Origin of the sequence: Vogesella sp. (assembly GCF_046297735.1) — a bacterium.
Lineage (GTDB): Bacteria > Pseudomonadota > Gammaproteobacteria > Burkholderiales > Chromobacteriaceae > Vogesella > Vogesella urethralis.
Window position 1 is genome coordinate 315,617 of record NZ_JBKBHK010000001.1, and the last position, 26,379, is coordinate 341,995.

Annotated in this window: 22 protein-coding genes; 13 read left to right on the forward strand and 9 right to left on the reverse strand. The window is 59.8% G+C overall.

Going from position 1 to position 26,379, the window contains the following annotated elements:
- Positions 1 to 28 precede the first annotated feature (28 nt).
- Positions 29 to 1,633: a DNA recombination protein RmuC gene (rmuC, locus tag ACK4FZ_RS01445; RefSeq protein ID WP_409817959.1), complete on the forward strand. Its 1,605-nt coding sequence runs from the start codon at positions 29 to 31 to the stop codon at positions 1,631 to 1,633.
- Positions 1,634 to 2,181: 548 nt separating this feature from the next.
- The gene (locus ACK4FZ_RS01450; protein WP_409817960.1) at positions 2,182 to 2,349 is read left to right on the forward strand and encodes a hypothetical protein; all 168 of its coding nucleotides are present in this window, start codon (positions 2,182 to 2,184) and stop codon (positions 2,347 to 2,349) included.
- Positions 2,350 to 2,483: 134 nt separating this feature from the next.
- Here ACK4FZ_RS01450 and recJ read toward each other — a convergent pair whose 3' ends face one another.
- Both recJ and ACK4FZ_RS01460 read right to left on the reverse strand, forming a co-directional pair.
- Positions 2,484 to 4,172, reverse strand: a complete 1,689-nt coding sequence (recJ, locus tag ACK4FZ_RS01455; protein ID WP_409817961.1) for a single-stranded-DNA-specific exonuclease RecJ — start codon at positions 4,170 to 4,172, stop codon at positions 2,484 to 2,486.
- Positions 4,169 to 5,011, reverse strand: coding sequence for a hypothetical protein (locus tag ACK4FZ_RS01460; protein WP_409817962.1), 843 nt, complete (start codon positions 5,009 to 5,011; stop codon positions 4,169 to 4,171). Before ACK4FZ_RS01460 ends, recJ begins: the two co-directional genes overlap by 4 nt.
- 430 nt (positions 5,012 to 5,441) lie before the next feature.
- Here ACK4FZ_RS01460 and ACK4FZ_RS01465 point away from each other — a divergent pair, with 430 nt between their 5' ends.
- The 7 genes from ACK4FZ_RS01465 (at position 5,442) to ACK4FZ_RS01495 (ending at position 15,672) form a co-directional block, all read left to right on the forward strand.
- Positions 5,442 to 6,776, forward strand: a complete 1,335-nt coding sequence (locus ACK4FZ_RS01465; protein WP_409817963.1) for a peptidoglycan DD-metalloendopeptidase family protein — start codon at positions 5,442 to 5,444, stop codon at positions 6,774 to 6,776.
- A gap of 49 nt (positions 6,777 to 6,825) precedes the next feature.
- Positions 6,826 to 7,935: an anhydro-N-acetylmuramic acid kinase gene (locus tag ACK4FZ_RS01470; RefSeq protein WP_409817964.1), complete on the forward strand. Its 1,110-nt coding sequence runs from the start codon at positions 6,826 to 6,828 to the stop codon at positions 7,933 to 7,935.
- A 73-nt stretch (positions 7,936 to 8,008) separates the two neighbouring features.
- The gene (locus ACK4FZ_RS01475; RefSeq protein WP_409817965.1) at positions 8,009 to 10,309 is read left to right on the forward strand and encodes a DNA translocase FtsK; all 2,301 of its coding nucleotides are present in this window, start codon (positions 8,009 to 8,011) and stop codon (positions 10,307 to 10,309) included.
- Between the two features lie 133 nt (positions 10,310 to 10,442).
- The gene (gene hemH / locus ACK4FZ_RS01480) at positions 10,443 to 11,528 is read left to right on the forward strand and encodes a ferrochelatase (protein WP_409817966.1); all 1,086 of its coding nucleotides are present in this window, start codon (positions 10,443 to 10,445) and stop codon (positions 11,526 to 11,528) included.
- A 262-nt stretch (positions 11,529 to 11,790) separates the two neighbouring features.
- Positions 11,791 to 13,017 (forward strand): branched-chain amino acid ABC transporter substrate-binding protein, encoded by a 1,227-nt coding sequence (locus ACK4FZ_RS01485; protein WP_409817967.1) that lies wholly within the window; start codon positions 11,791 to 11,793, stop codon positions 13,015 to 13,017.
- 273 nt (positions 13,018 to 13,290) lie between these two features.
- Positions 13,291 to 14,496: a branched-chain amino acid ABC transporter substrate-binding protein gene (locus ACK4FZ_RS01490; protein ID WP_409817968.1), complete on the forward strand. Its 1,206-nt coding sequence runs from the start codon at positions 13,291 to 13,293 to the stop codon at positions 14,494 to 14,496.
- Between the two features lie 183 nt (positions 14,497 to 14,679).
- Entirely contained in the window at positions 14,680 to 15,672 is a 993-nt protein-coding gene (locus ACK4FZ_RS01495; protein ID WP_409817969.1) for a BMP family protein, read from the forward strand.
- A gap of 65 nt (positions 15,673 to 15,737) precedes the next feature.
- Here the strand turns inward: ACK4FZ_RS01495 and asd are convergent, their stop codons facing one another.
- The 4 genes from asd to ACK4FZ_RS01515 all read right to left on the reverse strand — a co-directional run bounded on the left by asd (position 15,738) and on the right by ACK4FZ_RS01515 (position 19,982).
- Positions 15,738 to 16,589: an archaetidylserine decarboxylase gene (gene asd / locus ACK4FZ_RS01500; RefSeq protein WP_409817970.1), complete on the reverse strand. Its 852-nt coding sequence runs from the start codon at positions 16,587 to 16,589 to the stop codon at positions 15,738 to 15,740.
- A 68-nt stretch (positions 16,590 to 16,657) separates the two neighbouring features.
- The gene (locus ACK4FZ_RS01505) at positions 16,658 to 18,568 is read right to left on the reverse strand and encodes an NAD(P)-binding protein (RefSeq protein WP_409817971.1); all 1,911 of its coding nucleotides are present in this window, start codon (positions 18,566 to 18,568) and stop codon (positions 16,658 to 16,660) included.
- 91 nt (positions 18,569 to 18,659) lie between these two features.
- Complete coding sequence (locus tag ACK4FZ_RS01510) at positions 18,660 to 19,679, reverse strand: zinc-binding alcohol dehydrogenase family protein (RefSeq protein WP_409817972.1); 1,020 nt, start codon at positions 19,677 to 19,679, stop codon at positions 18,660 to 18,662.
- Between the two features lie 18 nt (positions 19,680 to 19,697).
- A complete protein-coding gene (locus tag ACK4FZ_RS01515) occupies positions 19,698 to 19,982 on the reverse strand; it encodes a putative quinol monooxygenase (protein ID WP_409817973.1) in 285 nt (94 codons plus the stop codon).
- Between the two features lie 106 nt (positions 19,983 to 20,088).
- On the opposite strand from ACK4FZ_RS01515, the gene ACK4FZ_RS01520 reads away from it, so the two are divergent.
- The gene (locus ACK4FZ_RS01520; protein ID WP_409817974.1) at positions 20,089 to 20,976 is read left to right on the forward strand and encodes a LysR family transcriptional regulator; all 888 of its coding nucleotides are present in this window, start codon (positions 20,089 to 20,091) and stop codon (positions 20,974 to 20,976) included.
- Between the two features lie 5 nt (positions 20,977 to 20,981).
- Here the strand turns inward: ACK4FZ_RS01520 and ACK4FZ_RS01525 are convergent, their stop codons facing one another.
- Positions 20,982 to 22,055 carry an ABC transporter substrate-binding protein gene (locus ACK4FZ_RS01525; RefSeq protein ID WP_409817975.1) on the reverse strand — a complete coding sequence of 358 codons (1,074 nt, stop codon included), beginning with the start codon at positions 22,053 to 22,055 and terminating at the stop codon, positions 20,982 to 20,984.
- A 290-nt stretch (positions 22,056 to 22,345) separates the two neighbouring features.
- Here ACK4FZ_RS01525 and ACK4FZ_RS01530 point away from each other — a divergent pair, with 290 nt between their 5' ends.
- The gene (locus ACK4FZ_RS01530; protein ID WP_409817976.1) at positions 22,346 to 22,984 is read left to right on the forward strand and encodes a hypothetical protein; all 639 of its coding nucleotides are present in this window, start codon (positions 22,346 to 22,348) and stop codon (positions 22,982 to 22,984) included.
- A gap of 52 nt (positions 22,985 to 23,036) precedes the next feature.
- A complete protein-coding gene (locus tag ACK4FZ_RS01535) occupies positions 23,037 to 23,615 on the forward strand; it encodes an HD domain-containing protein (protein WP_409817977.1) in 579 nt (192 codons plus the stop codon).
- 86 nt (positions 23,616 to 23,701) lie between these two features.
- On the opposite strand, the gene ACK4FZ_RS01540 is transcribed toward ACK4FZ_RS01535, so the two are convergent.
- Positions 23,702 to 24,562, reverse strand: coding sequence for a DUF4394 domain-containing protein (locus tag ACK4FZ_RS01540; protein ID WP_409817978.1), 861 nt, complete (start codon positions 24,560 to 24,562; stop codon positions 23,702 to 23,704).
- 307 nt (positions 24,563 to 24,869) lie between these two features.
- A complete protein-coding gene (locus ACK4FZ_RS01545) occupies positions 24,870 to 25,832 on the reverse strand; it encodes a tRNA dihydrouridine synthase (RefSeq protein ID WP_409817979.1) in 963 nt (320 codons plus the stop codon).
- A gap of 28 nt (positions 25,833 to 25,860) precedes the next feature.
- On the opposite strand from ACK4FZ_RS01545, the gene ACK4FZ_RS01550 reads away from it, so the two are divergent.
- On the forward strand, positions 25,861 to 26,346 hold the full coding sequence (locus tag ACK4FZ_RS01550) for a GNAT family N-acetyltransferase (RefSeq protein ID WP_409817980.1): 486 nt from the start codon (positions 25,861 to 25,863) through the stop codon (positions 26,344 to 26,346).
- Positions 26,347 to 26,379 lie beyond the last annotated feature (33 nt).

Genomic DNA, 26,379 nt, shown 5'->3' on the forward strand with positions numbered 1-26,379 from the left:
ATAACTTACTTACAGCAATGGCTTGCTCATGCTTGATATCGCCCTCAGTGCCATTCTTGCCGCCAGCGCCGGTGGCGGTGCCATTTGGCTGTGGCTTAAGCCACAGCGCGACGCAGCTTACCTGCAGGGCAGGGCAGAGGTTGAGCTGGAGCTGGCGCAGCTGCAAGGCCAGTGGCAGCATGCCCGCGAGCAGTGGCAGCAGCTAGAGCAACGGGAAGCCGATACCCGCCTGGCACTGGATGATACGCGCCAGCAACTGGCGCAAAGCCAGCAAAAGCTAGCCAGCCTGGCCAGCCACCTACAGCGCGTTCCCGACCTGGAGCAGCGCCTGCGCGAAAAAGATCAGCAGTTGGCCGCATTGCAGCAACAGCTGGCCGGGCAGGGTGCACGCCTGGCTGCCAGCGAAGAGCAGAGTCGCCAGCTGGAGCGCATCCTGCACGAACGCGGCCAACTTCAAGCCCAGCTAACCTCGCTACAGCAAGAACACACCCAGCTACAGATTGATCGTCAACAGCTACAAACGCTGCTGGAGCAGGAACGACAACAGGCAGCCGATAAACTGGCCTTGCTGGGCGAAGCGCGCGAAAGCCTGAGCCAGCAATTCAAGCTGCTGGCCAGTGACATCCTGGAAGAAAAAAGCCAACGGTTCACCGAACAGAACCGCCAGCACCTGGGGCAGCTGCTGGGCCCCATGCACGAGCGCCTGCAAGCATTCGGCAAACTGGTGCAAGACACCTACGATAAAGACAGCAAAGAGCGGCTGAGCCTGGAGCACGAGCTGCGCCGCTTGCAGCAACTCAACACCCAACTCAACCAGGACGCCGTCGCACTAACCAACGCCCTAACCGGAAGCAGCAATAAAACCCAAGGCAATTGGGGCGAGATGGTGCTGGAGAAAGTACTGGAAAGCTCGGGCCTGATGCGTGATCGCGAGTACCGCGTACAGGTTTCCGACCATGTTGAACAGCACGACGGCAGCCAGCGCAGATATCAGCCTGACGTGGTGATCGACCTGCCGGAAAACAAGCAACTGGTAATCGATGCCAAGGTATCCCTGAATGCCTACGTGCGTTATACCGCCAGCAGCGACCCCACCCAGCAAGATGGCGAACTCAAAGCACACATCGCCTCGCTGCGGCAACACATCCGCACGCTGGCCGATAAGCGCTACCAGGACCTGTACAAGCTGAACACGCTGGACTTCGTGTTCATGTTCATTCCGGTAGAGCCGGCCTATCTGCTGGCTGTACAGCATGACATGAGCCTGTTCAGTGAAGCCTTCGAGCGCCGCATCATGATCGTTGGCCCTAGCACCTTGCTAGCCACGCTACGCACCGTTGCCAGCATCTGGCGCTACGAATACCAAAACCGCAATGCGCAGGAAATCGCCCGCCAGGGCGGTGCCATGTATGACAAGCTGGCCAGCCTGGCAGAAAGCTTAGATAAAATGGGCCGCCAGATCAGCGTACTGCAAGACAGCCACCAGCAGACACTGCGCCAACTCAGCAGTGGCAGCGGCAACCTGATGGGGCGGGCAGAGCGCCTGCGCAAGCTCGGCGCCAAAACCAGCAAACAGCTGCCAGCACACCTACTGGACGAACAGGAAGAAATCAGTCCGGAAAACCCGCAATAATTCTTGCCATCCGGTGACGTGTCATCTACAAAGAAAACAGGTAGCAGAAAGGAGGGAGCAAACCATGGAATCGCTAGTGTTGTTGTTAATGATTGCAGTCAGTGTTGCGCTCTTTAGCCGTAAAGCGTCTGTCCTGAAGCGAGCACGCATCCACGTGCGCCCGCAAACCCCGGCCTACCGCCGGCAACGCTCCAACCTTTACTGATACCTTGTGGTGTTTGGAATAAAGTAGTTTGCACGTAGTTAGCAGTATCGTCAGACGAACCTTAGTTTTATTCACCCCAACACAAAGCCGGCCCGATGGCCGGCTTTGTCATGCCTGCTTATACAGATTATTGCCAGAGGCATTCAATAGCATCAGCAGCTTCGCACAACAGAGTTTTAACTACCGCAACTCAGTCGCCACGCGCCGCACCCCATTAAGTAAACTTGTTGTTGCTCAGCGCGACAAATCCCTGCCTGCAATTGCAAGTCAGCCCACAGCAAACAGACATTAAAGTGAATTCGGGAAGCAGACACTCAGCAGTTACAAGACTGGCGAACGTGTTATGGATGACTTCGTGTGCATCATGGTGGCCAACCAAAAAACCCAAGCCAGACGGGACTTTTGGGCGGATTTTCGAAGAAAGATCGGCGCATTGGCCGTGGCCGGTCTGGTGGTTCTGACGACGCTAATGAACCCGGTTAACACCGAAAAAGCCCCCTCTGGGGTTTAGTATTTACGTCGTATAATGTTTATTATGTCAAATTTAAGCAGTTAAATCTGTATTTTTGACCCCTCTTCAACTGCTATTGCAGTTGACAGCAATGAGTTCAAACGGCTGCCACTAAACAATGGCAGCCGCTTTCTTCAGCCGTTAGCGATGTGCTGCAGATAAATCTGCAGTTCCTTTTTGCCCTGCCACTCGTTGGCGGCCAACTGGTAAACGGCATCGACTTCTTCCGGAAGCCAGTCCACACGATTGAAGATCATGCCGTCACACTGCACGCCATCCTTGGCAAGCCGTAACTTGAGGTGCTTGTCACCAACCAGTCGCTGGCTTAGCACCTGAAAGCGGTCGCGAAACGTTGGCGGTGCAAAACCCTGTCCCCAGACCTCGGCAGCCAGGGTTTCCGCCATTTGCAGATTCAGTTCCCTCGCGTTGAGGCTACCATCGGTTTCCAGCGTGCGCGTTAGCGCATGTTGATCCAATAGGCCTTTTGCTACCTGCTCGAATGCCTGCTGGAATGCCGCTAGGCTATGCTCGGCGATAGTGAGCCCTGCTGCCATCGCGTGGCCGCCGAATTTGAGGATCATGCCCGGGTGGCGCTTGTACACTAGGTCCAGCGCGTCACGCAGGTGGAAGCCCGGTATCGAACGCCCTGACCCCTTGATTTCGCCTTCATCGCCGGGGGCAAAGACGATAGTGGGTCGATGAAAACGTTCTTTCAGGCGCGATGCCACGATGCCGACCACGCCTTGATGCCAGTCGTCACGATACAGCGCCAGCGTATAGCGTTGCGCCGGGTCAAAGCTGGCCAGGAAAGCCATGGCCTCGTCCTGAATGCCATGCTCAATCTGACGGCGTTCGCGGTTTAGACGATCCAGTTCTTGCGCCAAGGGCATGGCTTCGCTTTCATTACCGGCCAACAGACAGGCAATACCCAAGCTCATGTCATCCAGGCGCCCTGCGGCGTTCAGTCGTGGCCCCAGGGTGAAACCCAGATCGAAGGTGTTGGCCTTGTGTGCGGCGCGGCCGGCAACACGAAACAGCGCGGCAACGCCGGGGGCCATGCGCCCTGCCCGCATTCTTTTCAGCCCGTTGTCTACCAGAATGCGGTTGTTGCGGTCCAGCTTGACGACATCAGCTACGGTACCCAGTGCCACAATGTCCAGCAGCTCGCCCAGGTTGGGTTCGGGCTGGGTGGCAAAACAGCCGCGCTGACGCATTTCGGCGCGCAGTGCCATCAGCACATAGAACATCACCCCTACTCCGGCCAGATTTTTAGAGGGGAATTCGCAGCCGGGCTGGTTGGGGTTGACGATGAGTGCATCGGGCAGTACGTCGCCGGGCAGATGGTGGTCGGTAATCAACACTTCGATCCCGCGCGCCTTGGCGGCTGCTACCCCATCGACACTGGCAATGCCGTTATCGACCGTAATAATGATGTCCGGCCGGTTTTGCGCGGCCAAGGCCACTATTTCTGGCGTCAGCCCGTAACCATATTCAAAGCGGTTGGGCACGATGAAGTCGATGATGGCACCCATGGCGGCCAAGCCGCGCACTGCAACGGTACAGGCTGTGGCGCCATCGGCATCATAGTCGGCCACAACCAGCATGCGCTGCCTGGTGGCGATAGCATCGGCAAGGCGCGCCGCCATGGCGGTGAGGTTTTTCATGCGCTGGTAAGGCAGCAGGCCTTTTAGGGCGTAGTCGACTTCGCTGGCGCTATCGATGCCACGAGCAGCGTATAGCCGGGCCATCAACGGATGCAGGCCCTGGGCACATAGTGTTTGCAGCGTCTCGGGCTGCCAGGTTCGTGTCAGTATCTGGGTCATTGCGGGTACAGACTAGATAAGGGTTTGCCGGCTTGCCAGAACTTCCATAGATGGCGGCGTTGCAGGTGCAGCGTAAAGCCAGCCTCGCCATCGCAGCTGAGGGTGAGCGACTGTAACTTGCCGGCTTTCATTGCGGCCAAGATGGGTGTGAACCAGTCTTGCTCTAGCCGTTGCAATGCCTCACGCCAGCCCCATGCATCGCGAAACTGCGCTGCAGCTTCCATCGTATCCAGCACCACCAGGCTGTCTTGCGCGGGCAGGTCACCAAACCGATACGGCACGGCTTCCACCTCGCAGCCGGCTACTGTGCCCAAGGCCTGGTACAGCACGCTGTCGCTATACAGCGGCTGGCGTGGCGATGTTGGCAATGCGCTGTCTGCGCCCTGCTCGCCCCATAGCCACAGGCTGTTCACCGGGGTATCACCACGCAGCTCGCGTGCATCGTTGGCCGCATGGGTGTACAGCAGCATCTGCATCTCGTTGAGGTAGCGGCTCCATAGCATGCCTTGCGGGCCGACTGGCAGATGGTGGTTGATGTCTTCGCCGATCACGTCTGGCAGCGGCGTGAAGTGTGCCTGGCTGGCTGCGGGCAGTGACAGGAACCAGCGTCCAGGGGTAGGAGCATAAAAAACAAAGCCGTCTTCGACAAACAGCTGGTTGAGGCTGGCCACCAGCTGGTCGGCTTCGGCTTGCGCCAGGTTCATGATACCGATGTCGCCCAGCAGCGCGCGGTCACGATCGACGCGCAGGTTCACAGGGTCGGCAATCAGCCAGTGGCGGCCGGCGGTATCAAGCCCGGCCTGTTTGGCTAGCGTCGCCGCCACGCTGAGTGCGGGCAATTGGAATGTGTGCAGCAAATGCTGGCTGTGACGTGTCGGCTCAAACCGTAGTTGGCCGCGGCCCAATATCAATGACAATGACGGCGCGACCAAGTCACGGCAGAGATCTGGGCCATCAAACGGGTCGTACCAGCACAGACCCGGCAGGTGCAAAGTGAGATTCATGCGTTTACCGGTCCGATGAGATTTCGGACAAAAGTTCTACTCGACACAGAACCATCCTGCCGCCCCGACTGTCTGTTGGTGCAGGCTTTCGTGCCACACAATAGTAATGAATTGATTTGGCACGGATTTTAGGTTGGCGGGCGCTGTGTTTTTTTGCTAGCATCGCCTGCTTCGATATTTTCTGCCACATAAAGTACGGCTTTTGTACGGCAGTATCAAAGCTGATTCGCCACAAGTGGCGACTGATGCAGAACGAGTCAATGGAATGATGAATTATCGCAAACTGCTGACCTTCCCGCAAAAGTGGGTGGCACGTCTGATCAACAACCCGATGACCTGGCTGGGGCTGGCCGCTAGCCTGCCGTTCACCGGTGCGCTGACTGCCATGGCCATCAGCCAGCAAGAAAGGCTGCCCGAGGTAGCGCCATTGTCGCAGCAGGTGACCGAGGCGCTGGTACTGCAACCGCAACTGAAAAGCCAAGCCAGTAGTGTACGCTACTGGCGTGACGAGGCTGTGCAACGCGGCGATACCATCGCACGGCTGCTGAACCGCTTGGGCGTGGACGATGGCGAAGCCACCCGTTTTTTGCACGCCAGCCCGCTGTCACGTGATCTGCTGAAGCTAAAGACCGGCGCTACCTTGTCTGTAGAGGTGAACGATCAGGGTGAGCTGTTCGGTCTGCGTTTTCTTAACGATGACGAGAATGGCGAGAAAGTATTGGTTGTAATCGAAAAGCGGGGCGAACAATGGCAAGCCAGTGCCGATGCCCCGCAAACTGATACCGTGCAAACAGTACGTTCGGTGGTGATCCGCACCAGTGCCAGCGGCGCCTTGGCGCAGGCGCAGGTACCCGTGGAAGTGCGTGCCGGCCTGAACGAGATTTTTGCCGACCAATTGACCCTGAACAAATTACGCCCGGGCGACAAGATCCACTTGGTATACGAAACGCTGCTATATAAAGGCGCCCCCTTGGCGACCGGCAATATTCTGGCAGCGGAAATCCAGCATGGTGGCAAGACTCACCAAGCCTTCTACTTTGCCCACGATGCCGAGTCTGGCGCTTACTACGATGCAGCCGGCAAGCCGCTGAAGAAAGGCTTCAGCATGCAGCCGGTCAACGCTCGCATCAGCTCGGGCTTCGGCATGCGCTTCCACCCTATTCTGCGCTCCTTGCGCATGCACGAAGGCGTGGATTACGCAGCCCCGGAAGGCACGCCTATCGTGGCGCCGTCCGATGCAACAGTCAGCAGCGTCTCGCAGCAAAACGGCTATGGCAATGTGGTCGTTCTGAGGCACAGCAACAAGCTGTCTACGCTATACGCGCACATGAGCCGCTTCCAGCCCGGACTGCAAGAAGGTAGCCGCGTGAAGGCAGGTGACGTCATCGGCTTCGTCGGCAGCACCGGGCGCTCCACCGGCCCGCATCTGCACATGGAAGTGCTGATCGACGGCCAACCGGTCGATCCTGCGACCACGGCACTGCCGGTACCGGGTTTGTCGCCCAGCCAGCGCTTGGCCTTCCGCGAAGCTAGCGTTAAGCTTGCGGCCAACCTCAAGCTGCTCAGGGCAATTCCGGTGAGCGTAGCCCAGCTGGACTGAGCTGCGCTTGCGCTCAAAAGCCCTGGCAGCACCAGCCAGGGCTTTTTTCATGTCTGAAATTTTTATCGGTTTGATGTCCGGCACCAGCTTAGATGGTGTGGATGCGGTAGCAGTGGACTTTGCCAGCCACCCGATGCGAATCATCGGCGAGGGATTTATTCCCTATGATGTGACGATCCGCGAGCAGGTGCTTGCGCTGCAAGGCGTGGGCCATGACGAACTGGCGCGCAGTGCACTGCTTGCCAATCGGCTGGCGTATTGCTACGCCGACGCCGTGGCCGCCGCCTTGCAGGCCTGCCAGCTGAGCGCGGCCGAAGTGCGTGCCGTAGTGTGCCACGGCCAAACTATCCGGCATGCCCCGCATAATGGCTACACGCTGCAGATCGGCAACCTTGCCTTGCTGGCGGAATTGTGCAGTATCGATGTTATCGGTGACTTGCGCAGCCGCGACGTGGCTGCCGGTGGCCAGGGCGCGCCACTGGTGCCGGCATTCCACCAGGCACTGTTTTACTGTGCTGACGTGCCGCGCGTGGTACTCAACATTGGTGGCATTGCCAACCTCACCCGCCTCAGCCCCGGCCGGCCGGTGATTGGCTTTGATACGGGCCCTGGCAATATGCTGCTGGATGCGTGGATACGCCGCCATCACGGCCACGACTACGACGCCGATGGGGCTTGGGCCGCCAGCGGCCAGTGCCAACCTGCCCTGCTGTCGCGCTTGCTGGCTGAGCCTTACTTTGCCGCTGGCTTGCCCAAGAGCACCGGTCGCGATCTGTTTGATCTACCGTGGCTGGAGCGGCATCTGTCAGCCCATCGCCTGGCTCACGGTGCGGTAACCGACGTCGACGTACAGGCTACCCTGCTTGCGCTAAGCTGCCAAAGCATCGCGGACGCCATCCAGCGCTTTGCCAGTGATTGCCGCGAGGTCTACGTGTGCGGTGGTGGCACGCGCAACCGGCACCTGATGCAGCAGTTGGCCGCACGCTTGCCGAGCGTGCGCCTCGACACTACCGCCGCCTTGGGCTTGCCACCACAGCAAGTGGAAGCCGCCGCTTTTGCCTGGCTGGGCTGGTGCTTTACGCAACGGCGTGCGGCCAACCTGCCCGACGTTACCGGCGCCCGCGGTCTGCGCCTGCTTGGCGCGCTGTATCCATGCTAATTTGCGTCATGTCGATAAAATAACGACAGATTTGCCGATATAATGTCTAGCTGACCTCACACATCAAATAACAATGCGCCTGTTCAAGCGTAAAGCTGCTGTCCGAAACACCCAACCCTTGCCTCCCAAGCTGGCCGCACTGCTGCGGGAGGCGTGGTGGCTGCTAATGGCCGTCACCGCTGTTTACCTCGTCATCACCCTCGCCAGCTTCCATCCTGGCGACCCCAGCTGGTCGCACAGCTCTGCCGATACCCAGGTTCACAACTATGGCGGCACCTTTGGCGCCTGGCTGTCCGATATTCTTTTATATCTGTTTGGTTACTCTGCCTGGTTGATGGTCGGCTTTTGCCTGTTTGCCATCGTTTGGGGCTACCGCAGAATCGAGCAAACCCACTTCCAGACCGGCCCGATGACATGGGCTGCACTGCTCGGCTTTCTGCTTACCCTGATCTGCACCGCCAGCCTGGAAGCACTGATTTTCGGCAGCAAAGTTTTGACTTTGCCTGCCGGCGCTGGCGGCATGCTAGGCAAGTCACTGGGCACAGTTTGCGCCCATGCTTTTGGCGCCACAGGTGCCGGGCTACTGCTACTGGTATTGTCTGCGATCGGCATCTCGCTATTCACCGGCCTGTCGTGGCTTAACCTGATGGAAAGCCTGGGCGGCAAGATCGAAGACGCAACGGTTGGCGCCTGGCAAGCGTGGCAGGCCAGCAAAGATCGTGAAATCGGCCGGGAGGTCGCCAAGCAGCGCGACGAGAAAGTGGTGCAGGAAAAGAAAAAAATCGACGAGAAACCCCCGCTACGCATAGAGGCACCCGTGCTGGAAGTGCCGCTCTCGCCCAAAGCCGTGAAACCGGTACAGCAATCGCTATTTGCCGCACCCGGTGACGATGCCCTGCCCGGCTTGCCGCTGCTGGCACCACCCAAAGAGCAAGGCGAGCCCGTTTCGGCAGAGACGGTGGAGTACACTTCGCGCCTGATCGAACGCAAGCTGGCCGACTTTGGCGTGGATGTGAAAGTGATTGCCGCCTACCCTGGCCCGGTGATTACCCGCTACGAGATCGAACCCGCGGTCGGGGTTAAGGGCGCACAAATCGTCAACCTGATGAAGGACCTGGCACGCGCCTTGAGCCTGGTCTCCATTCGCGTGGTAGAGACCATTCCCGGCAAGACCTATATGGGTCTGGAGCTGCCCAACCCGAAGCGCCAGATCGTGCGGCTGTCGGAGATCATCGGCTCCGAAGGCTACCAGAACATGTCGTCCCGCCTCACCATGGCGCTGGGCAAAGACATTGCCGGCCAGCCGGTTTCGGCCGACTTGGCCAAGATGCCGCACGTGCTGGTGGCAGGCACCACTGGCTCCGGCAAATCGGTTGCCATCAACGCCATGATCCTGTCGGTGCTGTACAAAGCCACACCGCAGGAAGCCCGGCTGATCATGGTAGACCCGAAAATGCTGGAACTATCGGTCTACGAAGGCATTCCGCACCTACTGGCGCCGGTAGTGACCGACATGAAGCAGGCGGCCAACGCGCTGAACTGGTGTGTTGGTGAAATGGAACGCCGTTACCGGCTGATGTCCAAGCTGGGCGTGCGCAACCTGGCAGGCTTCAATCAGAAGATACGCGAGGCCGAAAAAGCCGGCGAGAAGATTCCCAACCCGTTCAGTCTGACACCGGAAACCCCAGAGCCGCTGGAGGCGCTGCCACTGATCGTGGTGGTCATCGACGAACTGGCCGACCTGATGATGGTGGCGGGCAAGAAAATTGAAGAACTGATCGCGCGGCTGGCGCAAAAAGCCCGCGCCGCCGGCATTCACTTGATCCTGGCTACCCAGCGCCCCTCGGTGGACGTGATTACCGGCCTGATCAAGGCCAACATCCCGACGCGCATCGCCTTTCAAGTGTCCAGTAAGATCGATAGTCGTACCATTCTGGACCAGATGGGCGCGGAAACGCTGCTGGGCCAGGGTGACATGCTGTACCAGCCACCGGGCACCAACTACCCGCTGCGGGTTCACGGCGCTTTCGTGGCGGATGACGAAGTGCATCAGGTGGTGGAGTTCCTCAAGACAACCGGCGAGCCGGACTATATCGAGGGCATCCTCACCGGCGCGGCCGAAGGCGAAGACAGCGCTAGCGGCGACTTCACCGCTAGTGGCAGCAGCGATGCCGAGGCCGACCCACTGTACGATGAAGCGGTCGCCATTGTGCTGAAAACACGCAAGGCGTCCATCTCGTCGGTACAGCGCCACTTGCGCATTGGCTATAACCGTGCAGCCCGCCTGATCGAGCAAATGGAAGCTGCCGGTGTGGTATCCGCCATGGAAACCAATGGCAACCGTACCGTGCTGGCACCCGCTCGCGAGGACTGATTAACGCCAATCGGGTGACAGCCCTGGCCCGCCCGAGGCTGGTCGCTTTCTATTGCAATGGTCGCCAAGGCGGCCATTGCTTTTTGCCACAAGCGCGTTAAGCTTGGGCCACCTGTTTTGTACTGGACAAATCATGCCCGCCCTACTGCAAGAACCCCCGTTCCGCCACGATTACACCCCCAAAACCGGCGTACTGCTGATCAATCTGGGCACTCCGCAAGCCCCTACAGCCAAAGCGTTACGCCCTTATTTGAAGCAGTTTCTTTCCGATACCCGAGTTATCGAGATACCTAAGGCTGTGTGGTGGTTCATTCTCAACGGCATCATCCTGAATGTCCGCCCGCGCAAAAGTGCTGCCAAGTATGCATCCATCTGGACAGCAGAAGGCTCTCCTCTACTGGTCAATACCCGCAAGCAAGCCAGTTTGCTGAAAGGGCTATTGGGTGAGCGTGGCCATCGTCATCTGGTGGTGGATTACGCGATGCGCTACGGCCAACCTTCAGTACAAGACGCACTTCAGCGCATGCGCCAAGCAGGCGTAGAACGGCTGCTGGTGGTGCCGCTGTATCCCCAGTACGCTGGCTCGTCCAGCGCGACTGCACTGGACGACGTTTTCCGTACGCTCATGCGCATGCGCAACATGCCCGAACTGCGCACAGTGCGGCATTTTCACGATAACCCAGGCTATATCCAGGCACTGGCGCATAGCGTACGCGAGCACTGGCGCGTTAATGGCCGCGCCGACAAGCTGGTAATGAGCTTTCATGGTGTACCTCGCTTTACCCTGGACAAAGGTGACCCCTACCACTGCGAGTGTCTGAAAACCGGGCGTCTACTGGGTGAGGCACTGGGCCTTGCCAAAGATGAATACGTCGTCTGCTTCCAAAGCCGCTTCGGCAAAGCCGAGTGGATCAAGCCTTATACGACCGAGGTGCTGACCAAATTGGCCAAAGAAGGCGTGGCCAAAATCGATATCATGTGCCCGGGCTTTGTCAGTGATTGCCTGGAAACACTGGAAGAGATTGCCATGGAAGGCAAAGAGGACTTCCTGACACATGGTGGCAAAGAATATCGTTACATCCCTTGCCTGAACGACCATCCAGCATGGATCTCGGCGCTGGGCGACTTGGCCGAAACCCATCTTGGTGGCTGGATTGCAACAAGTGATGATGCAGAAATACGACAGCAGCGCGCCCTTAACTGTGGCGCAAAAAGCTAGAAAAAGCCCTGCTTTTTTTCCAAAGGCGCACCTTGATGGTGCGCCTTTGTTCATTTGTGAAAATAACCTTCAATAAAAGCATGTTGCAGCACACCATAAAGAGGCACGCCCAAAATCATTGTCAGACAATATTCAGGACATTGTTGGCGACCCGCGTTGACACTGAAAGAACCGGCTCCGCATAATCCTCCGCATCTGCTCATCCAAAAGATGTAAGGCAGGTTTACCAAAGTCACAGACTTAAGATCAGGGGAAACACAAGATGAATAAATTTGCTCGTCTGAGCCTTTTCGCGGCTGCTGCCATTGCACTGACTGCTTGCGGCAACAAGGAAGAAAAACCGGCTGGCGAAGCATCCGCTGCAGCGGCTGACAGCGCTGGCGGTGAAGTCGTTGTCAAAATCGGCCAGGTCTCGCCGCTGACCGGCCCGATTGCCCACCTGGGCAAGGACAACGAGCTGGGTTCCAAACTGGCTATCGAAGATCTGAACGCTGAAGGCGTTGAGATCGGCGGCCAGAAAGTGAAATTCGAACTGGTCTCCGAAGATGACCAGGCCGATCCGAAAATCGGTACCCAGGTTGCCCAGCGCCTGGTCGATGCTGGCGTGGTCGGCGTGGTTGGCCACCTGAACTCCGGCACCACCATTCCGGCTTCCAAGATTTACTCTGATGCCGGTATTCCGCAGATCTCCCCGTCTGCCACCAACCCGGACTACACCAAACAGGGTTACAAGACTACCTTCCGCGTGATTGCTAACGACGTTCAGCAAGGCAAGGCGCTGGGTGAGTTTGCAGTTGACGGCCTGAAAGCCAAAAAAGTCGCCATCATTGACGACCGTACCGCTTACGGCCAAGGCCTGTCTGACGAATTCGAAAAAGCCATCAAGGCCAAAGGCGCCACTGTGGTGAAGCGTGAGTTCACTACCAACACCGCTACCGACTTCAACGCCATCCTGACCTCGATCAAGGGTGCCGCACCTGACGTGGTGTTCTACGGTGGTATGGATGCACAAGCCGGCCCGCTGGCCAAGCAAATGCAACGCCTGGGCATCAAGGCCAAGCTGATGGGTGGTGATGGCTGGCAGACACCGGAATTCATCAAGCTGGCTGGCGATGCAGCCGAGGGTCAGTACTCTTCCAGCTGCGGTATGCCGCGCGACAAGATGCCGGGTTTTGCTGCTTTCAACGAAAAGTTCAAGACCAAGTTCAACACCGAAGTACAGATCTACGCACCGTACCAGTACGATGCAGTACGCGTCCTGGTAGAAGCCATGAAACGTGCCGGCTCTACCGACCCGAAAGTGTACCTGCCTGAAGTGTCCAAAACCAACTACACCGGCGTAACCGGCCCGATCGCATTTGACGAAAAAGGCGATATCAAAGACGGCGCGGTAACTGTGTACCAGGTGAAGAACGGCAAGTGGGAAGTGGTGTCTACCGTAGGTGGCCCGGCTTCTGCCGCCGCTCCGGCTGCCAGCGCAGCCCAGTAAGCACCAGCTCACTCAAGTAGCATCAAAACGGCACCCTCGGGTGCCGTTTTTTATTGCACTTGCACAATAAGAGTGCGCTAGCTAAGATGGTGCACCTAGTGCCGATTGTATCCTTTCGCCACCTCCCTGCTTTGTAGCCGCACCGCCACCCTTGGTACGACTACAAGCACCTGCAGTCTTGCCGGCCCCACCAGGGTGCAGGCAGTCACGCCACAAAACCACCTGCATCCATCATAAAAATGCCCCCGCGCAGGGGCAGGGACAAGCTTTACCATGAACAAAATCATCAATGCTTCGCTGATTGCAGCTGCTGCTGCCTCGCTGGTTGCCTGCGGCGGCCAAGACCAACCTGCTGCAGAAAGCAGTGCTGCTGCCGCCACCGCCGCCAGTGGTGAACTTACCGTCAAGATCGGCTCTGCCAACCCGCTGACCGGCCCGTTTGCCCACTGGGGCCGCGATGCCGACAATGGCGTGCAGTTGGCCGTGGAAGAAGCCAACGCTAGTGGCGTAACCCTGGGCGGCCAGAAAGTGAAGTTCGAAGTCGTATCGGAAGACGACCAGGCCGATCCGAAAACCGCCACCCAAGTGGCGCAACGCTTCATCGATAGCGGTGTCGTTGCCGTTGTAGGCCACCTGACCTCCGGCGCAGCCATCCCGGCCTCCCGCATTTACAGCGACGCCGGCGTGCCGATGGTGGCCGGCTCGGTTACCAGCCCCAAATTTACCCAGCAGGGCTACAGCAATACCTTCCGCATCATTGCCAACGATCTGCAGCAGGGCCAGGCACTGGCCAAGTTTGCCGTGGAGCAACTGAAGGCACAGCGCATTGCCGTCATCGACGACCGCACCACCTACGGCCAGGGCCTGGCCGATGACTTTGCCAAGTCGGTCGAGGCGGCCGGCGGCAAGGTAGTCAAGCGCGAGTACACCACCAATAGCGCTACCGACTTCATGGCCATCCTGACCTCGCTGAAAGGCCAGAATCCGGACCTGATTTTCTACGGCGGCATGGATGCGCAGGCGGGTCCGATGGTGAAACAGCTGCGCAAACTGGGCATCAAGGCCGCGTTCATGGGCGCCGATGGCGTCAATACGCCGGAGTTTGCCAAACTGGGTGGCAAGGATGCTGAAGGCGCCTACGCATCCAGCGCTGGTGCCCCCAAAGAAGCGATGCCGGGTTTTGCCAGCTTCAACGACAAATTCAAGGCCCGCTTCAAGACCGACATCCAGGCCTACGCACCGTACACCTACGATGCAGCACGGGTGCTGATTGATGCCATGAAGCGTGCAGATTCGGCCGATCCGAAGAGATTCCTGCCTGAAATCGGCAAAACCCAGTTGCAAGGCGTGACAGGCGCTATTGCTTTCGAACCGAACGGCGACATCAAGAACGGTGCTGTCAGCTTGTACCAGCTGCAGGCTGGTGCCTGGAAGGGCCTGACTGCGGCCGCACCGGCGCAAGCCTCTGCCGCCCAGTAAGCCAAGCTGAACCAGGAATCAACCAAAAGCGCCTTTCGGGGCGCTTTTTTCATGCCCAGGATTGGCTGTCTGCTGATGGGCCGGCCTTGAAGCCAGCAGGTAAGTTGCGTAGAATGCCGGCGATTTATCTTCCTTGGAAGTAACATCCAAGGAAGCAACATGAAGATTTTTTTCGGAGCCCGTATGATGCCACGCCAACTGACCGCCCTCGCCTTCACCCTGACACTCGCCACGACGGCACACGCTTTTAGCCCTGCGGTCATTTACGGCTCGTCCGGCAAATTCGACAAGAGCTTCAATGAGGCGGCCTTTCAGGGCGCCGAGCGTTTCAAGAAAGCTACCGGCATCAGTTACCGAGAAGGTCAGGTCAATAACGACGCCCAGCGCGAGCAAGTGCTGCGTAATCTGGCACGCCGCAATGTCGATCTGGTGGTAGCCGTAGGCTTTGCCTTTACCCAGCCGGTACAAGCCGTGGCGCCGGAATTTCCCAAGGTCAAGTTCGTGATCGTCGATGACGTCGCCAAGGGTGGCAACATTCAGTCCGTCGCCTTCCGCGAGCACGAAGGCGCCTACCTGGGCGGCATGGCAGCAGCCCTGGCGTCCAAGACTGGCAAGGTTGGTTTCATCGGCGGCATGGATGCGCCGCTAATCCGCAACTTTGGTTGCGGCTTTGCCCAGGGGGCCAAGGCCGCTAAAGCGGCTACCGTGGTATACAGCAATATGACCGGCACCACCTCCGCCGCCTTCAACGACCCGGCACGCGGCGGCGAGTTGGCACTTAGCCAGTTTGACCGTGGCGCAGACGTGATTTTCCATGCAGCAGCAGGCACAGGCTTGGGTGTGCTGCAGGCTGCAAAAGATCGCAACAAACTTGCCATCGGGGTCGATAGCAACCAGAACCACCTGTTCCCGGGCCGGGTACTGACCTCGGTGGTGAAGCGCGTCGATAATGTGGTGTATCAGGTAATGATGGATGCCAAGCAAGGCAAATGGCAGCCCGGCGTGGTGTCGATGGGGCTGAAGGAAGGCGGCATGGACTGGACGCTGGACCAGCACAATCGCGCACTGATCACGCCCGCCATGGAAAAGCAGATCAACCAGGCAAAGCAGGCCATCATTGCAGGCAAGATCAAGGTCTCTGACTACCGCGTGGCCAACAGCTGCCCGGTGAAGTAAGGCAGTAGGCAAGCCGCAACAAGGCCGCCCCATGCGGGGCGGCCTTGTTTGCTTCAGGCAAGCGATCAGCGCGGGAGCTGCTGCGCCATCGCTTCGCCCAGGCGTACCGGTTTGGCCGGCAACCAATCGCTATTGAAGCGCACGCTGTCTTTGGGGTAGAGCAAGACCACGGTAGAACCCAGCAGGAAGCGCCCCATCTCGTCGCCTTTTTTCAGCACGATGTGCTGATCGTCGTAACGCCATTCGCGCACCTCGCCACTGCGCGGCGGATTAACGACGCCGTGCCACACGGTGGCCATGCTGCCCACGATGGTGGCGCCTACCAGCACCAGAACGAACGGGCCGTTATCGGTAGCAAATTCGCACACCACGCGCTCGTTGCGCGCAAACAGACCAGGCACGCCGCGGGCAGTGGTGGGGTTGACCGAAAACAACTCACCCGGCACGTGGATCATGCGCAGCAGGCGGCCGTCGGCCGGCATGTGGATGCGGTGATAGTCACGCGGGCTGAGGTAAATGGTGGCAAAGTGGCCGTTTTCAAACTGTGCGGCCAACTGGCGGTCACCCCCCACCAGCGCGGTGGTGCTGTAACTATGGCCTTTGGCCTGGAAGATCTGGTCTTGCTCGATGGCGCCAAACTGGCTGATGGCGCCATCCACCGGGCATACATAGTCGGCATTCGCCAGCGGGCGCACACCGGGCTTGAGCTCACGGGTAAAAAAACTGTTGAAGGTGGGGTAGCTGGCCGGGTCCGGGTTGGCCGCCTCCGCCATGTTTACCTTGTAGCGTCGGATGAAACGCTCGATCAGGCGCGTGGTGGCTTCACCGCCGGCCTTGTTGGCAATGCGGCCAGCCAGTTCGGTCAGTGCCTGTTTGGGTAGCAGGTATTGCGGCAGCACAGCAAGACGATAGCGCACGGATTGCACCTTCCATATTGGCAAACCGCACATTATACCAGCGCACCCGCTGCCGCGGCAGCCTGGCATCAGGGGCGGGGCAACTGCCGTAGCGCTTGCCAGGCCGCATCGATGGCGGCGTCCGTGTATGCCCTGCCAGTACTATCGGTGCCGGCCATGACGATGCGACCCAGCGGCCGCGCCGCCAATGTGTGCGCCGGCTCGCCTTGGTACTGGGCATCTTCCCAGGTGTAGCCGTGCGCCCAGCGGTTGACGGTGATGGCCGCAATGTCGCGCTTGGCGTCAAAGCCATGGGCGCCGTACATGGCCTGCAACTGCTGCCGCACCTGGTTTTCGTAGCTGGCAAAATCAGCGCCCAGCAGCTCGGCCCGGCCTTGACGCAGCAAGTCGGGGACCTCGCCCTCGCCCAACGGTGGGCAGGGCATGCGGATCATCAGCAGCACCACTGGCTGATCAGTGTTTGCTGGCGGCGCCACCGCCGCCATGCGCACCGGAAAATCCAGCTGCACAAACTGAAAGAAACTGCCCGGGCAATACGCTGCAGCGACGCCGGCACGCTGGAAGGCAGGCCAGCGGCGCAGTGCCACCTGCACGTAAACCAGCGGCAACTTCAAGTTGGCGCGCATGGCCGCTTTCTGGCTGGCGGGCAGCTCGGGCAAGATGTGTGCGGCCAACATGTGCCAACCCGCCATCACGCTGTGCCGTGCAGTGGCCTCGTACAACTTGCCGTCGCGCAGGTAGCGCACTCGCACGCCCTGCCCTTGATTGACCGCCTCCACCACCAGACTGCGCAGCCGCAGCCGCACCGGGCTGTCAGCCTGGTCCAGCTTGCGGTAGTCGAATGCGGCGGCCACTGACTGCACCGGGTTCGTCACCTTGGCCACAGTGGGGATCAGGCGCTGTACCAGCAGACGTGCCAGCGTGGCGTTGCCATCCGGAAAATGATGAACGTAAAGCGCGTCACCTTCTGCATCGTCTTCTGTCTCATCCTCCGTTGGCAACAAGCTGTCGTCATCCAGCCAGTCCGCCAGGCGGGCTGCCGATGGCAAGCCCAGCAAGCCGCCCTCTAGAGCCAGCGGCAACGTGATGGCATTGCCGCCCAAGGCGGCATCCTCTGCCAGCGGCATGCTCAACAGCAGCAGCAAGGCCGTATCGCGGATACCGTACACCTCGCGCAGCAAATCGGTGTAGCGCAACTGCTCGAAGCGCGGTGCCCGTTTGCCGTCGCGCAGCCAGGCGGCCAAAGCCGGCTGCGCCCCGCCAGCCAGCACGGCCTGCAGTTGCCGGCGCTGCGCGGCATTGAGTGGCGCCCGCGCCAGCGTATCGGCAAAACGCGGCGCATCCAGCATGCCAGGTAGCCAGGCAGCTGCCTGCGCGGAAGGGGCATCGGTGGTGGGCTGCGCACTGCGCAGCAGTACGTTGCGACCAAAATGCGCGGCATCGTAGAACACGCCGCTGCTCATGCCGTGACGTTGAAAGTATTGCAGGTCGTAGGCTTGCGCCAGCGCGGGCAGGTCGATACCGAGCTCGCGCAATAGCTTGCTAGCCACCTTGCTGTAAGACCCAGGGTGATCGAACGACTGCGTCCCGCCGTAGCTGATCAGCGTTTTGCCGCCAACGCTGAACTCGTTGCGGCGCGCATGGCCGCCAAAGTCGTCGTGATTGTCCAGCAGCAACACCTTGGCAGCCGGGTATTGCTGGCGGTAAAAATACGCTGCCGCCAAGCCGCTGATGCCAGCGCCAGTCACCACCAGATCGTACTGTTCTGCCGGGGCAACCGGCTTGCCGGCTGGCCGCTGGCCACCCCATGCCAACTGGTGCGCCTGCTCGTAGGCGCCAGGGTGGCTACCGCGCAAGCCGGTGAGCGCTGGTGGATACAGCCCCGGTGATGCGGCCAGCACCACGCTGGCAGGTAGCGTGGCGGCAGCGCCGGTAAAGGCCAGGCCATTCAGAAAATCGCGGCGGCTGATGTCGGGCATGATGACTCCAAGGCTTATGGACTGCAGTCACCTTAGCAAAGCCACCCGCACACTGCCGCTTGCGATAAGTTTGGCACCGCCGATGTGTGGCTTAGTCGTCAAAACCGGCCAGTACTAGCTTGCCGGTCACGGCATTGCTTTCCAGCAGCGCGTGAGCACGACGCAGGTTGGCCGCATTAATGCTGCCTAGCTGTGCCGCCAGCGTGCTGCGAATGCGCCCGGCGTCAACCATGTCGGCCACCTTCTGCAGCAGCTGGTGCTGTGCCACCATGTCGCCGGTGGCGTACAGCGAACGGGTAAACATCAGTTCCCAGTGCAGCGACAGGCTTTTGCGCTTCAACAGGCGCACGTCGATCGGCTCCGGGTCGTCGATCAGCGCCAGCTTGCCTTGCGGCTTCAGCACCTTGACGATCTCTTCGAAGTGGCGGTCGGTCTGATTCAGGCTGATCACGTAATCCACCTCCGGCACGCCCAGCGCGCCCAGCCCTGCCGACAGTGGCTGCTGATGGTTGATAACCTGCTGCGCCCCCAACTCGCGCACCCACGCCTGGCTTTCCGGGCGCGACGCGGTGGCAATCACTTGCAGACCGGTTAGCGCACGTGCCAGCTGGATCAAGATGGAGCCCACCCCGCCGGCGGCGCCCACAATCAGCAAGCGCTCGCCGTGATGGCCGCCCTGGTGCAGGCCCAGCCGGTCAAACAGCAGCTCCCACGCGGTAATGGCCGTCAGCGGCAAGGCGGCAGCCGCAGCAAAGTCCAGCGTTGCCGGCATGCGGCCAACCAGACGCTCGTCCACCAGCTGGTATTCACAATTGCTGCCATCACGTTGAATGGCCCCGGCGTACCAGACGCGATCGCCAGGCTGGAACAGTGTTACCTGCTCGCCCACCGCCTCTACCACGCCAGCAGCGTCCCAGCCCAGCACACGGGGCGTTTCCTGCGGGGTGGCGGGCAAGCTGCGGCGAATCTTGGTATCCACTGGGTTGACCGAAATGGCGTGAACGCGCACCAGCAGGTCGTGGCCATGGACGACCGGGGTGGGTAAGGTAATGTCCTGCAGCGAGTGTGGGTGGTCGGCGGACAGGCCAGCAAAGGCAGCGATGGCTTTCATCGGTATTCCTTTCAAGGATTAGAGCGGTTGCAGCAAGCGGATATCGAGACTGGCCAGCAACGGTGCGGCCTGCTCGCGAAACTGCTGGAAATGGGTACTGGCGATGTGTGCGTCCAGCGCAGCCTGGTCTTGCCAGGCCTCGACCATCACCACGCAGTCGGGTGCGGTCGGGTCGAGATTGGGTACGTATTGCAGGCAGCCTGGCTCCTGCAAGGTGGCCTGGCGCAAGGCATCCAGCAGCGGCAGCAAGGCGGTGCGTTGGCCGGGTTGGCAACCCAGGGTGGCAATCACGGTAATGGACATGCGGTTTCCTTGGTGACTTGTCTATGCCAGCCAGTGTGCCGCCATTGGATTGAATTGATTAGCCGCTATAATCCGGAAAGACTATCCGCTATTACGGACAATAAGAATGAAACTGGACGCCATGGCGCTGTTTGCGCTGGTTGCCCGCGAAGGCAGCTTTACCGCCGCGGCACGCGTTAGCGGGCTGCCCAAATCGACGGTGAGCCAGCGGGTGGCCGAGCTGGAGAATCTGTTGGGGGTGCGGCTGCTGCACCGCAGCACCCGCCGCCTCACCCTCAGCGAGGCTGGCCAGGTCTATCTGCAGCATTGTCAGGTAATGCTGGATGCCGCCAGCGCGGCCGACGCAGCATTATCCCGGCTGCGCGACGCGCCAGCCGGCACCTTGCGCATTACTGCGCCGGAAGCCTCCGGCACGCTGCTATTGCCGGGTTTGCTGGCGGCGTTTCAGCAGCGCCATCCGGCGGTAACGGTGGAATGCGTGATCAGCGATGCGCAACTGGACCTGATCGCCGAGCGTATTGACCTGGCGTTACGCACCGGCCAGCTGGCCGATTCCAGTTTCGTGTCACGCCGTATCGGGCCGGTAGGCCGCGTGCTGGTGGCGTCGCCAGCGTATCTGGCACAGGAAGGTTGGCCGCAGACCCCTGACGAACTGGCAAGCCACCGGCTACTGATGCACGGGGTACTGCCACAGTGGCCGCTGCAACAAGCGGGGGATGTAATACGGGTAGACGCCAGCCACGCCAGGCTGCGCGCCAATAATCTGAACACCTTGCGCCAGCTGGCCGTCGCCGGTGCCGGCATTGCCCTGCTGCCACGCTTCATGGTGCGTGACGCGCTGGCCGACGGCAGCCTGCAGCGCCTGTTGCCGGACCACCCGCCGCCGGACAATCATTATTACGCAGTCTACCCCAGCCGCAGCCACCGCCCGGCGGCACTGACGGCGTTGCTGGATTTCATCGACGAGTACGGGCTGGCGACGCAACTGGCGTGATAACACTACTGCAGTAAAGGCCGGAACGAGAAAGCATACTGCTTCAGTGCGGGGTTCAGCACCCGGCTGTAACGGCGAAAGTCGATACTGGAAAAGTCTGCCCCCTTGAAACGCTGCATAAAGCGCCTGGCCGTTACCGGATCAAACAGAATGAACACCGGCAACGTCTGCTCCAGCCCCAGATCAGCAAAATCTTTGCCTTTGGCGTGGTCATACAGCATGACCAGCGCCATGGCCCCTGTCATGAAATGGCCGCCGGCCAGTGCTGCCAGCTTGCCGTCCGACAGGGCCTGCAATGCTTGATCCGAGCTATTGATGCCACTGAACAAAGGCGTGGTACCACGTTGGCTGCAACAGGCTGCCCACGTTTGCATGGCACCAAACGCCATCAGATCGTTACCAGCCCACACCATTTCCGGCTCCGGAAAGCGCTGAAACAGCCACTCTGCCTGCAGCCTAGCGCGTTGCTGATCCCAAGCCGCGTAGACTTCAGCCACCATGGTCACATCTGCCGACTCCTTCACCGCACGCCGCATACCGGCACTACGGCGTACCGATGATGGCGTAAGCGGATCACCGCCAATAGCCAGCAGCTGATGCAACTTGCGTTGCGGGGCGTTTCGTCTGGCTTGCTCGATCAGGGCCATGGCAGTCATATAACCCGCCTGTTCGGCATCCGGGTCCAGCGAACCCAACCAGTGACGATAACGCTGCCGGGGCAGGCCGATATCCTGATCGTCACCACGGCCACTGAAAGCCATGAAAGTCTTGATACCGGCGCCATCCAGTATCGGCAGTAGCTCTGCGCCAAGCGCAAAGTCGTTGGAAAAAATCACGTAATCAGGCCGTCGGGCAACAGGCCGTGCCGCAAGTGCTCTGGCAGCCTCCAGCATGCGCTGCTGCTTGCGCTCGGCATATACCACTTCCAGCCGTACTTTCAAGTCGTGGGCGGCTGCCTGCATGGCGCGACTGGCACTATGCCAGTGGGCTTCTTCTTGCTTGCCATAGTTAAGAAACACCACACTGATGGCAAAAGCCGGCGTCACCCACAAACACGCCATGATGGCGAGTAGCTTCATGCTTGATCCCTTTCAGCCAAGGTTATGTCTCTCAAGTATGTAAGCCCGTTGTGGCAGCACCAACACGCCGCGAGCATTGCCGACCGAAACCTACATATCAATTGCCAAATTTTGGTTATTGAATTATCGAACGCGTCGTTTTTTTGCGATTGGCACACCAGCGCCCCGTGTTGAAAATCCAATACAGGCCTATAGAATCAGCACACCACCCCTGATGCCTGAGTGATGTCGTTAAAGTTTTCCGCGCCACTATCTGATAATGTTTTTATCAGGTGTTGCAAGGAATAGTCATGGACAGCATCCGCCGCAAACTGGTCAGCCCGCTAGGCGGGCAAGGTTGGCCGCAACCTCCCGCGCGCACACCAGACCACAAGCCACCAGACGAGAACGACAGCAGCCCGCTGGCCAGCGAGTACCAGGACTGGGCACGCTGGCTGGATGCGCTGCGTCTGGCAGCCGAGGGGGGGCAAATGGGGGCGCTGCGCGCGCTGGCACATGGCAAGTTGCGCTTTTTGCTGCGGCGCTGCTTGCTGCTGCGCGACAACACCATGCTGGGCATCCGTCATCACGCCCAAATGGGCAAGACCGGCAGCCTGATTCGCGAATTTGAACAGCTGATGGGGGAGCTGACCGGCCGCCCGATGCCGGCAGAAGATGAATGGCCCTTGCCCGGCAGGCTTTACGACGCCGGCAGCTCAACTACTGCAGACAGTAGTGCACCAGGTGAGCGACGACGGCAGCCAGGCCGACAAAACCGGCTCGACGCAGTCAGCCTGGACCTGGCCCAGCAGATCCACAGCAGTCTGCAATTAACGCTGCGCCTGCTGCAACAACATGGCAGCCTGGCAGGTAGCGCCAGCATGCAAGATGCCAGCGCTGGTCTGGCACGTGCCGCCACGCTGGGCAAGCTGCAGCAGGGCGAGGCCTGACACCGAATAGTGGCTGCGCTAGAATCGCGCCAGCTTAGCCACGAGGCACATCATGCAGCAAATCATCGACTTCATTCTGGAACTGGACAAACTCAAGGGCGTGACCCGCAAGACACGGCCATTAGGCCTGGCGCGTCAGGAAAACTCCGCCGAGCACAGCTGGCAGATTGCCATGCTGGCCGCCTCGCTGGCACCGTATGCACCACAGCCAGTCGACATTCACCGCGTCATTGCCATGCTACTGGTGCATGACATTGGCGAAATCGACACCGGCGACACCATCGTCTACGCCACCGAAGGCTGGGAAGAGCGTAAAGCAGCAGAGCTGGCTGCGGTTAAACGCATATTCGGACTGCTACCAGCAGCGCAAGGCAGTGCATTCCTGGCACTCTGGCAGGAGTTCGAAACCGGTGAAACAGCCGAAGCACGCTTTGCCCACGCCGCCGACCGCGCCATGCCGGTACTGCTGAACCTGGCTAATAATGGCCAAAGCTGGCGCGAGAACGGCATCAGTTACCAGCGTGTCGTTGGCCGCATTCGCGAACCGATCGAGCAAGGCTGCCCTGCGTTATGGGCTTATCTGGCGCAGCGATTGGCCTACGCGCAAACCCAAGGCTGGTTCGGCGAATGAGTTAGCAACCTACATCACTGCAAAAAAGCCAGCTGGCATCTGCCAACTGGCTGTTTAGTTTCTGCTGGCAGGCAGCACTTGTAAGCTCAGGGGATAATGGCGAGCCCCGCCAGCGGCTGCCCCTGGGCAATGCGGCCAAGCCGGGTGGCCCTGCCACTTTCCAGATTCACTTCGTACAACTGACTGGCCCCCAAGCGCTGGCTGGCAGCCAACAAGGCAATGTTCTTGACGTCGGAGATGTCGAAAGCAGCACGCTGTATTGCGCCGTAGCCTTGGCCACCAGGGTGTAAACCAATTACATCCCAACCGGGCAAACCCAGGCTACCAATCGTGCGCAAACCACCCTTGTCGGGTGATACAAATGGTTGCACACCCTCTTTCGACCCCTGCATGACCAGCGTGCCCTCACGGGCATCGATGGCGTACATGGTTGTCAGCTTGTCGTTGCGTGCATTGTAGGTATAAGCCGCTGCCATTACCGCTGGTACCTTGCCGGCGTTCACATCGTCGGGCAAGTAGTGCAAAGCCGTGTCGCCCTGCAGCCCTTCAACATTGGCATTACCATCGATCTGCACACCGCTGTCCGGATGGAGGCGCAGGTTGGCGCCACGGTTGCTGACAACCCGCATGCGGTCTACCGTGGGGTTGAAATCGAAACCGAATTGTTCACCCTGCAATGTCGGCAAGGCGACGCTGGCCACTTGCATCAACTTCCCGCTGTCGGTGTTGATCATATAGATGCGCCCCTGCCGTGACAGGCCGTACAACACGCCACGTGCGACACGGTAATCGATACCGACCAGTACGTCGCCGGGCGCCAGGCCTTGCAGTGCGGTATCGGACAGCACGCGAGAGGGGTGATTGGCATTCACGCGCAACAGACGCATGTCTTCGGTCAGAACGTGCAGCTGTTCGGAGCGCAACTGGCCAGGAGGCTCAACTGGCAAGCTGGCACAGCCTGCGAGCAAGCCAGCAAACAAGACGGGGGCAAAGGAAAAACCAAGGCAGTGACGGGGCATGACGACGTAGTCCTTATTCTGTGCGAGCACACTGCGCACAGTATAGCTGTCGACAATGCAAAACCGCGCCGCAGAATGGCACAAAAAAATAACCTCCTGAGTCGTCACAAATCAGGAGGCCTTGAGAAGTTCGGGTACAAAACCCGCTTCTGAACTGTCTGCGAGGAAAGCAGGAAATTCGGAAGGTGGGATAATGATATAACCCGAATCCCGTTACGGCTATGCGTAAAACTACCTAGGTCCGCGATAAATGTGCCGCAAAGACGTCTTCAAGCGCAGAAAAATCATTTAAAGCTTTGATTTCACTAAAAAAACTTTCCGCCTCACCATAGCTGCGCTGCAGCATTTTTACCCACTGCTTGGTGCGGCTGACCGCATAGTTGCCGCCCTCTGCACGCAACTGACATTGTTGCGCCAGGTCATGCACCCAGCCCAGCACCACCGCCCAGGGCGCCTGCTGCTGCGCCTCACCGGTTTGCTGCCAATGCCGGATGCGCGCGCCAAGATCGGGGCACGACACCAAACCGCGGCCTATCATCACCGTGTCACAGCCGCTGATACTGCGAATGGTCTGGTAGTCTTCCAGTGTCCACACTTCGCCGTTGGCGACCACCGGGATGGCCACCGCCTCGCGGATACGCGCCAGCCATTCCCAGTGTGCCGGGGGGCGATAGCCCTCCACCTTGGTGCGGGCGTGCACGCACAGCTCTTGTGCACCGCCGCGTTGAATGGCATCGGCGCACGCCAGCGTCAGGCTGGTATCTTCGTAGCCTAGGCGCATTTTGGCCGTCACCGGCACGTTGGCGGGCACCGCCGCGCGTACCGCCTGCACAATGCTATAAAGCACTTCAGGCTCCTTCAGCAGCACAGCGCCGCCACGGTGGCGATTGACAGTCGGCGCCGGGCAGCCGAAATTCAGATCCACCCCGGCAGCACCCAGTTCGGCAGCGCGTATGGCGTTCTCGGCCAGCCAGCCCGGCTCCGAACCCAGTAGCTGCACCCGTACCGGCACGCCGCAGCGGGTAGCCGAAGCATGGGCCAGCTCGGGTGCCAGCCGTTCGAAGGTGCGCACCGGCAGCAACGAATTGGTGACGCGGACAAACTCGGTCACGCACAGATCGATACCGCCAACACGCGTCAACACGTCACGCATGACGTCATCGACCAGGCCTTCCATCGGGGCCAGTACAATTTTCATGATTTCACCACAGCAAGGGAGCAGCGCATTGTATACAAGCCCGCCAGACGGCACCACGCCCCACGAAATCTTGCTGCGCCAGGGCGGCGTGGCTGACATCGACGCCATGCTGCCACTACTGGTGGCCTATCGCCGCTTTTACGGCCTGGAAAGCGACACGACCACGCTGCAGCCGTACCTGCGTGCGCGCCTGCAGCAGTCGGAAGCCAGCTTGTGGCTGGCACTGCACCACGGCGATGTGATTGCCTTTGCGCTGTGCTATCACGGCCACTCCACGCTGACGCTGCAGCGTAACGACCTGCTGCACGATCTGTACGTTGCGCCGGCGTGGCGTCGCCATGGCGTGGCTGCCCGGCTGCTGCAAAGCATCCAGTACGCGCTGCCACCAGGTGCCACGCTATGGCTGGAAACCGCCCACGATAACCTGCCGGCGCAGGCTTTGTACCGCCGGCTGGGGTTTGTCCGCGACGAAGTCTTCCTCACCATGGCCTGGCAGCGGCCAGCAGATTTGTGAAGCCGACGGCCACACGGCACAATGCGCAGCCTT

Bases quoted from the DNA above. Each gene is read 5' to 3' on its own strand.
- rmuC (WP_409817959.1), top strand. From the start codon at position 29: ATGCTTGATATCGCCCTCAGTGCCATTCTTGCCGCCAGCGCCGGTGGC.
- ACK4FZ_RS01450 (WP_409817960.1), top strand. From the start codon at position 2,182: ATGGATGACTTCGTGTGCATCATGGTGGCCAACCAAAAAACCCAAGCC.
- recJ (WP_409817961.1), bottom strand. From the start codon at position 4,172: ATGACCCAGATACTGACACGAACCTGGCAGCCCGAGACGCTGCAAACA.
- ACK4FZ_RS01465 (WP_409817963.1), top strand. From the start codon at position 5,442: ATGATGAATTATCGCAAACTGCTGACCTTCCCGCAAAAGTGGGTGGCA.
- ACK4FZ_RS01470 (WP_409817964.1), top strand. From the start codon at position 6,826: ATGTCTGAAATTTTTATCGGTTTGATGTCCGGCACCAGCTTAGATGGT.
- ACK4FZ_RS01475 (WP_409817965.1), top strand. From the start codon at position 8,009: ATGCGCCTGTTCAAGCGTAAAGCTGCTGTCCGAAACACCCAACCCTTG.
- hemH (WP_409817966.1), top strand. From the start codon at position 10,443: ATGCCCGCCCTACTGCAAGAACCCCCGTTCCGCCACGATTACACCCCC.
- ACK4FZ_RS01485 (WP_409817967.1), top strand. From the start codon at position 11,791: ATGAATAAATTTGCTCGTCTGAGCCTTTTCGCGGCTGCTGCCATTGCA.
- ACK4FZ_RS01490 (WP_409817968.1), top strand. From the start codon at position 13,291: ATGAACAAAATCATCAATGCTTCGCTGATTGCAGCTGCTGCTGCCTCG.
- ACK4FZ_RS01495 (WP_409817969.1), top strand. From the start codon at position 14,680: ATGATGCCACGCCAACTGACCGCCCTCGCCTTCACCCTGACACTCGCC.
- ACK4FZ_RS01505 (WP_409817971.1), bottom strand. From the start codon at position 18,568: ATGCCCGACATCAGCCGCCGCGATTTTCTGAATGGCCTGGCCTTTACC.
- ACK4FZ_RS01510 (WP_409817972.1), bottom strand. From the start codon at position 19,679: ATGAAAGCCATCGCTGCCTTTGCTGGCCTGTCCGCCGACCACCCACAC.
- ACK4FZ_RS01515 (WP_409817973.1), bottom strand. From the start codon at position 19,982: ATGTCCATTACCGTGATTGCCACCCTGGGTTGCCAACCCGGCCAACGC.
- ACK4FZ_RS01520 (WP_409817974.1), top strand. From the start codon at position 20,089: ATGAAACTGGACGCCATGGCGCTGTTTGCGCTGGTTGCCCGCGAAGGC.
- ACK4FZ_RS01525 (WP_409817975.1), bottom strand. From the start codon at position 22,055: ATGAAGCTACTCGCCATCATGGCGTGTTTGTGGGTGACGCCGGCTTTT.
- ACK4FZ_RS01530 (WP_409817976.1), top strand. From the start codon at position 22,346: ATGGACAGCATCCGCCGCAAACTGGTCAGCCCGCTAGGCGGGCAAGGT.
- ACK4FZ_RS01535 (WP_409817977.1), top strand. From the start codon at position 23,037: ATGCAGCAAATCATCGACTTCATTCTGGAACTGGACAAACTCAAGGGC.
- ACK4FZ_RS01545 (WP_409817979.1), bottom strand. From the start codon at position 25,832: ATGAAAATTGTACTGGCCCCGATGGAAGGCCTGGTCGATGACGTCATG.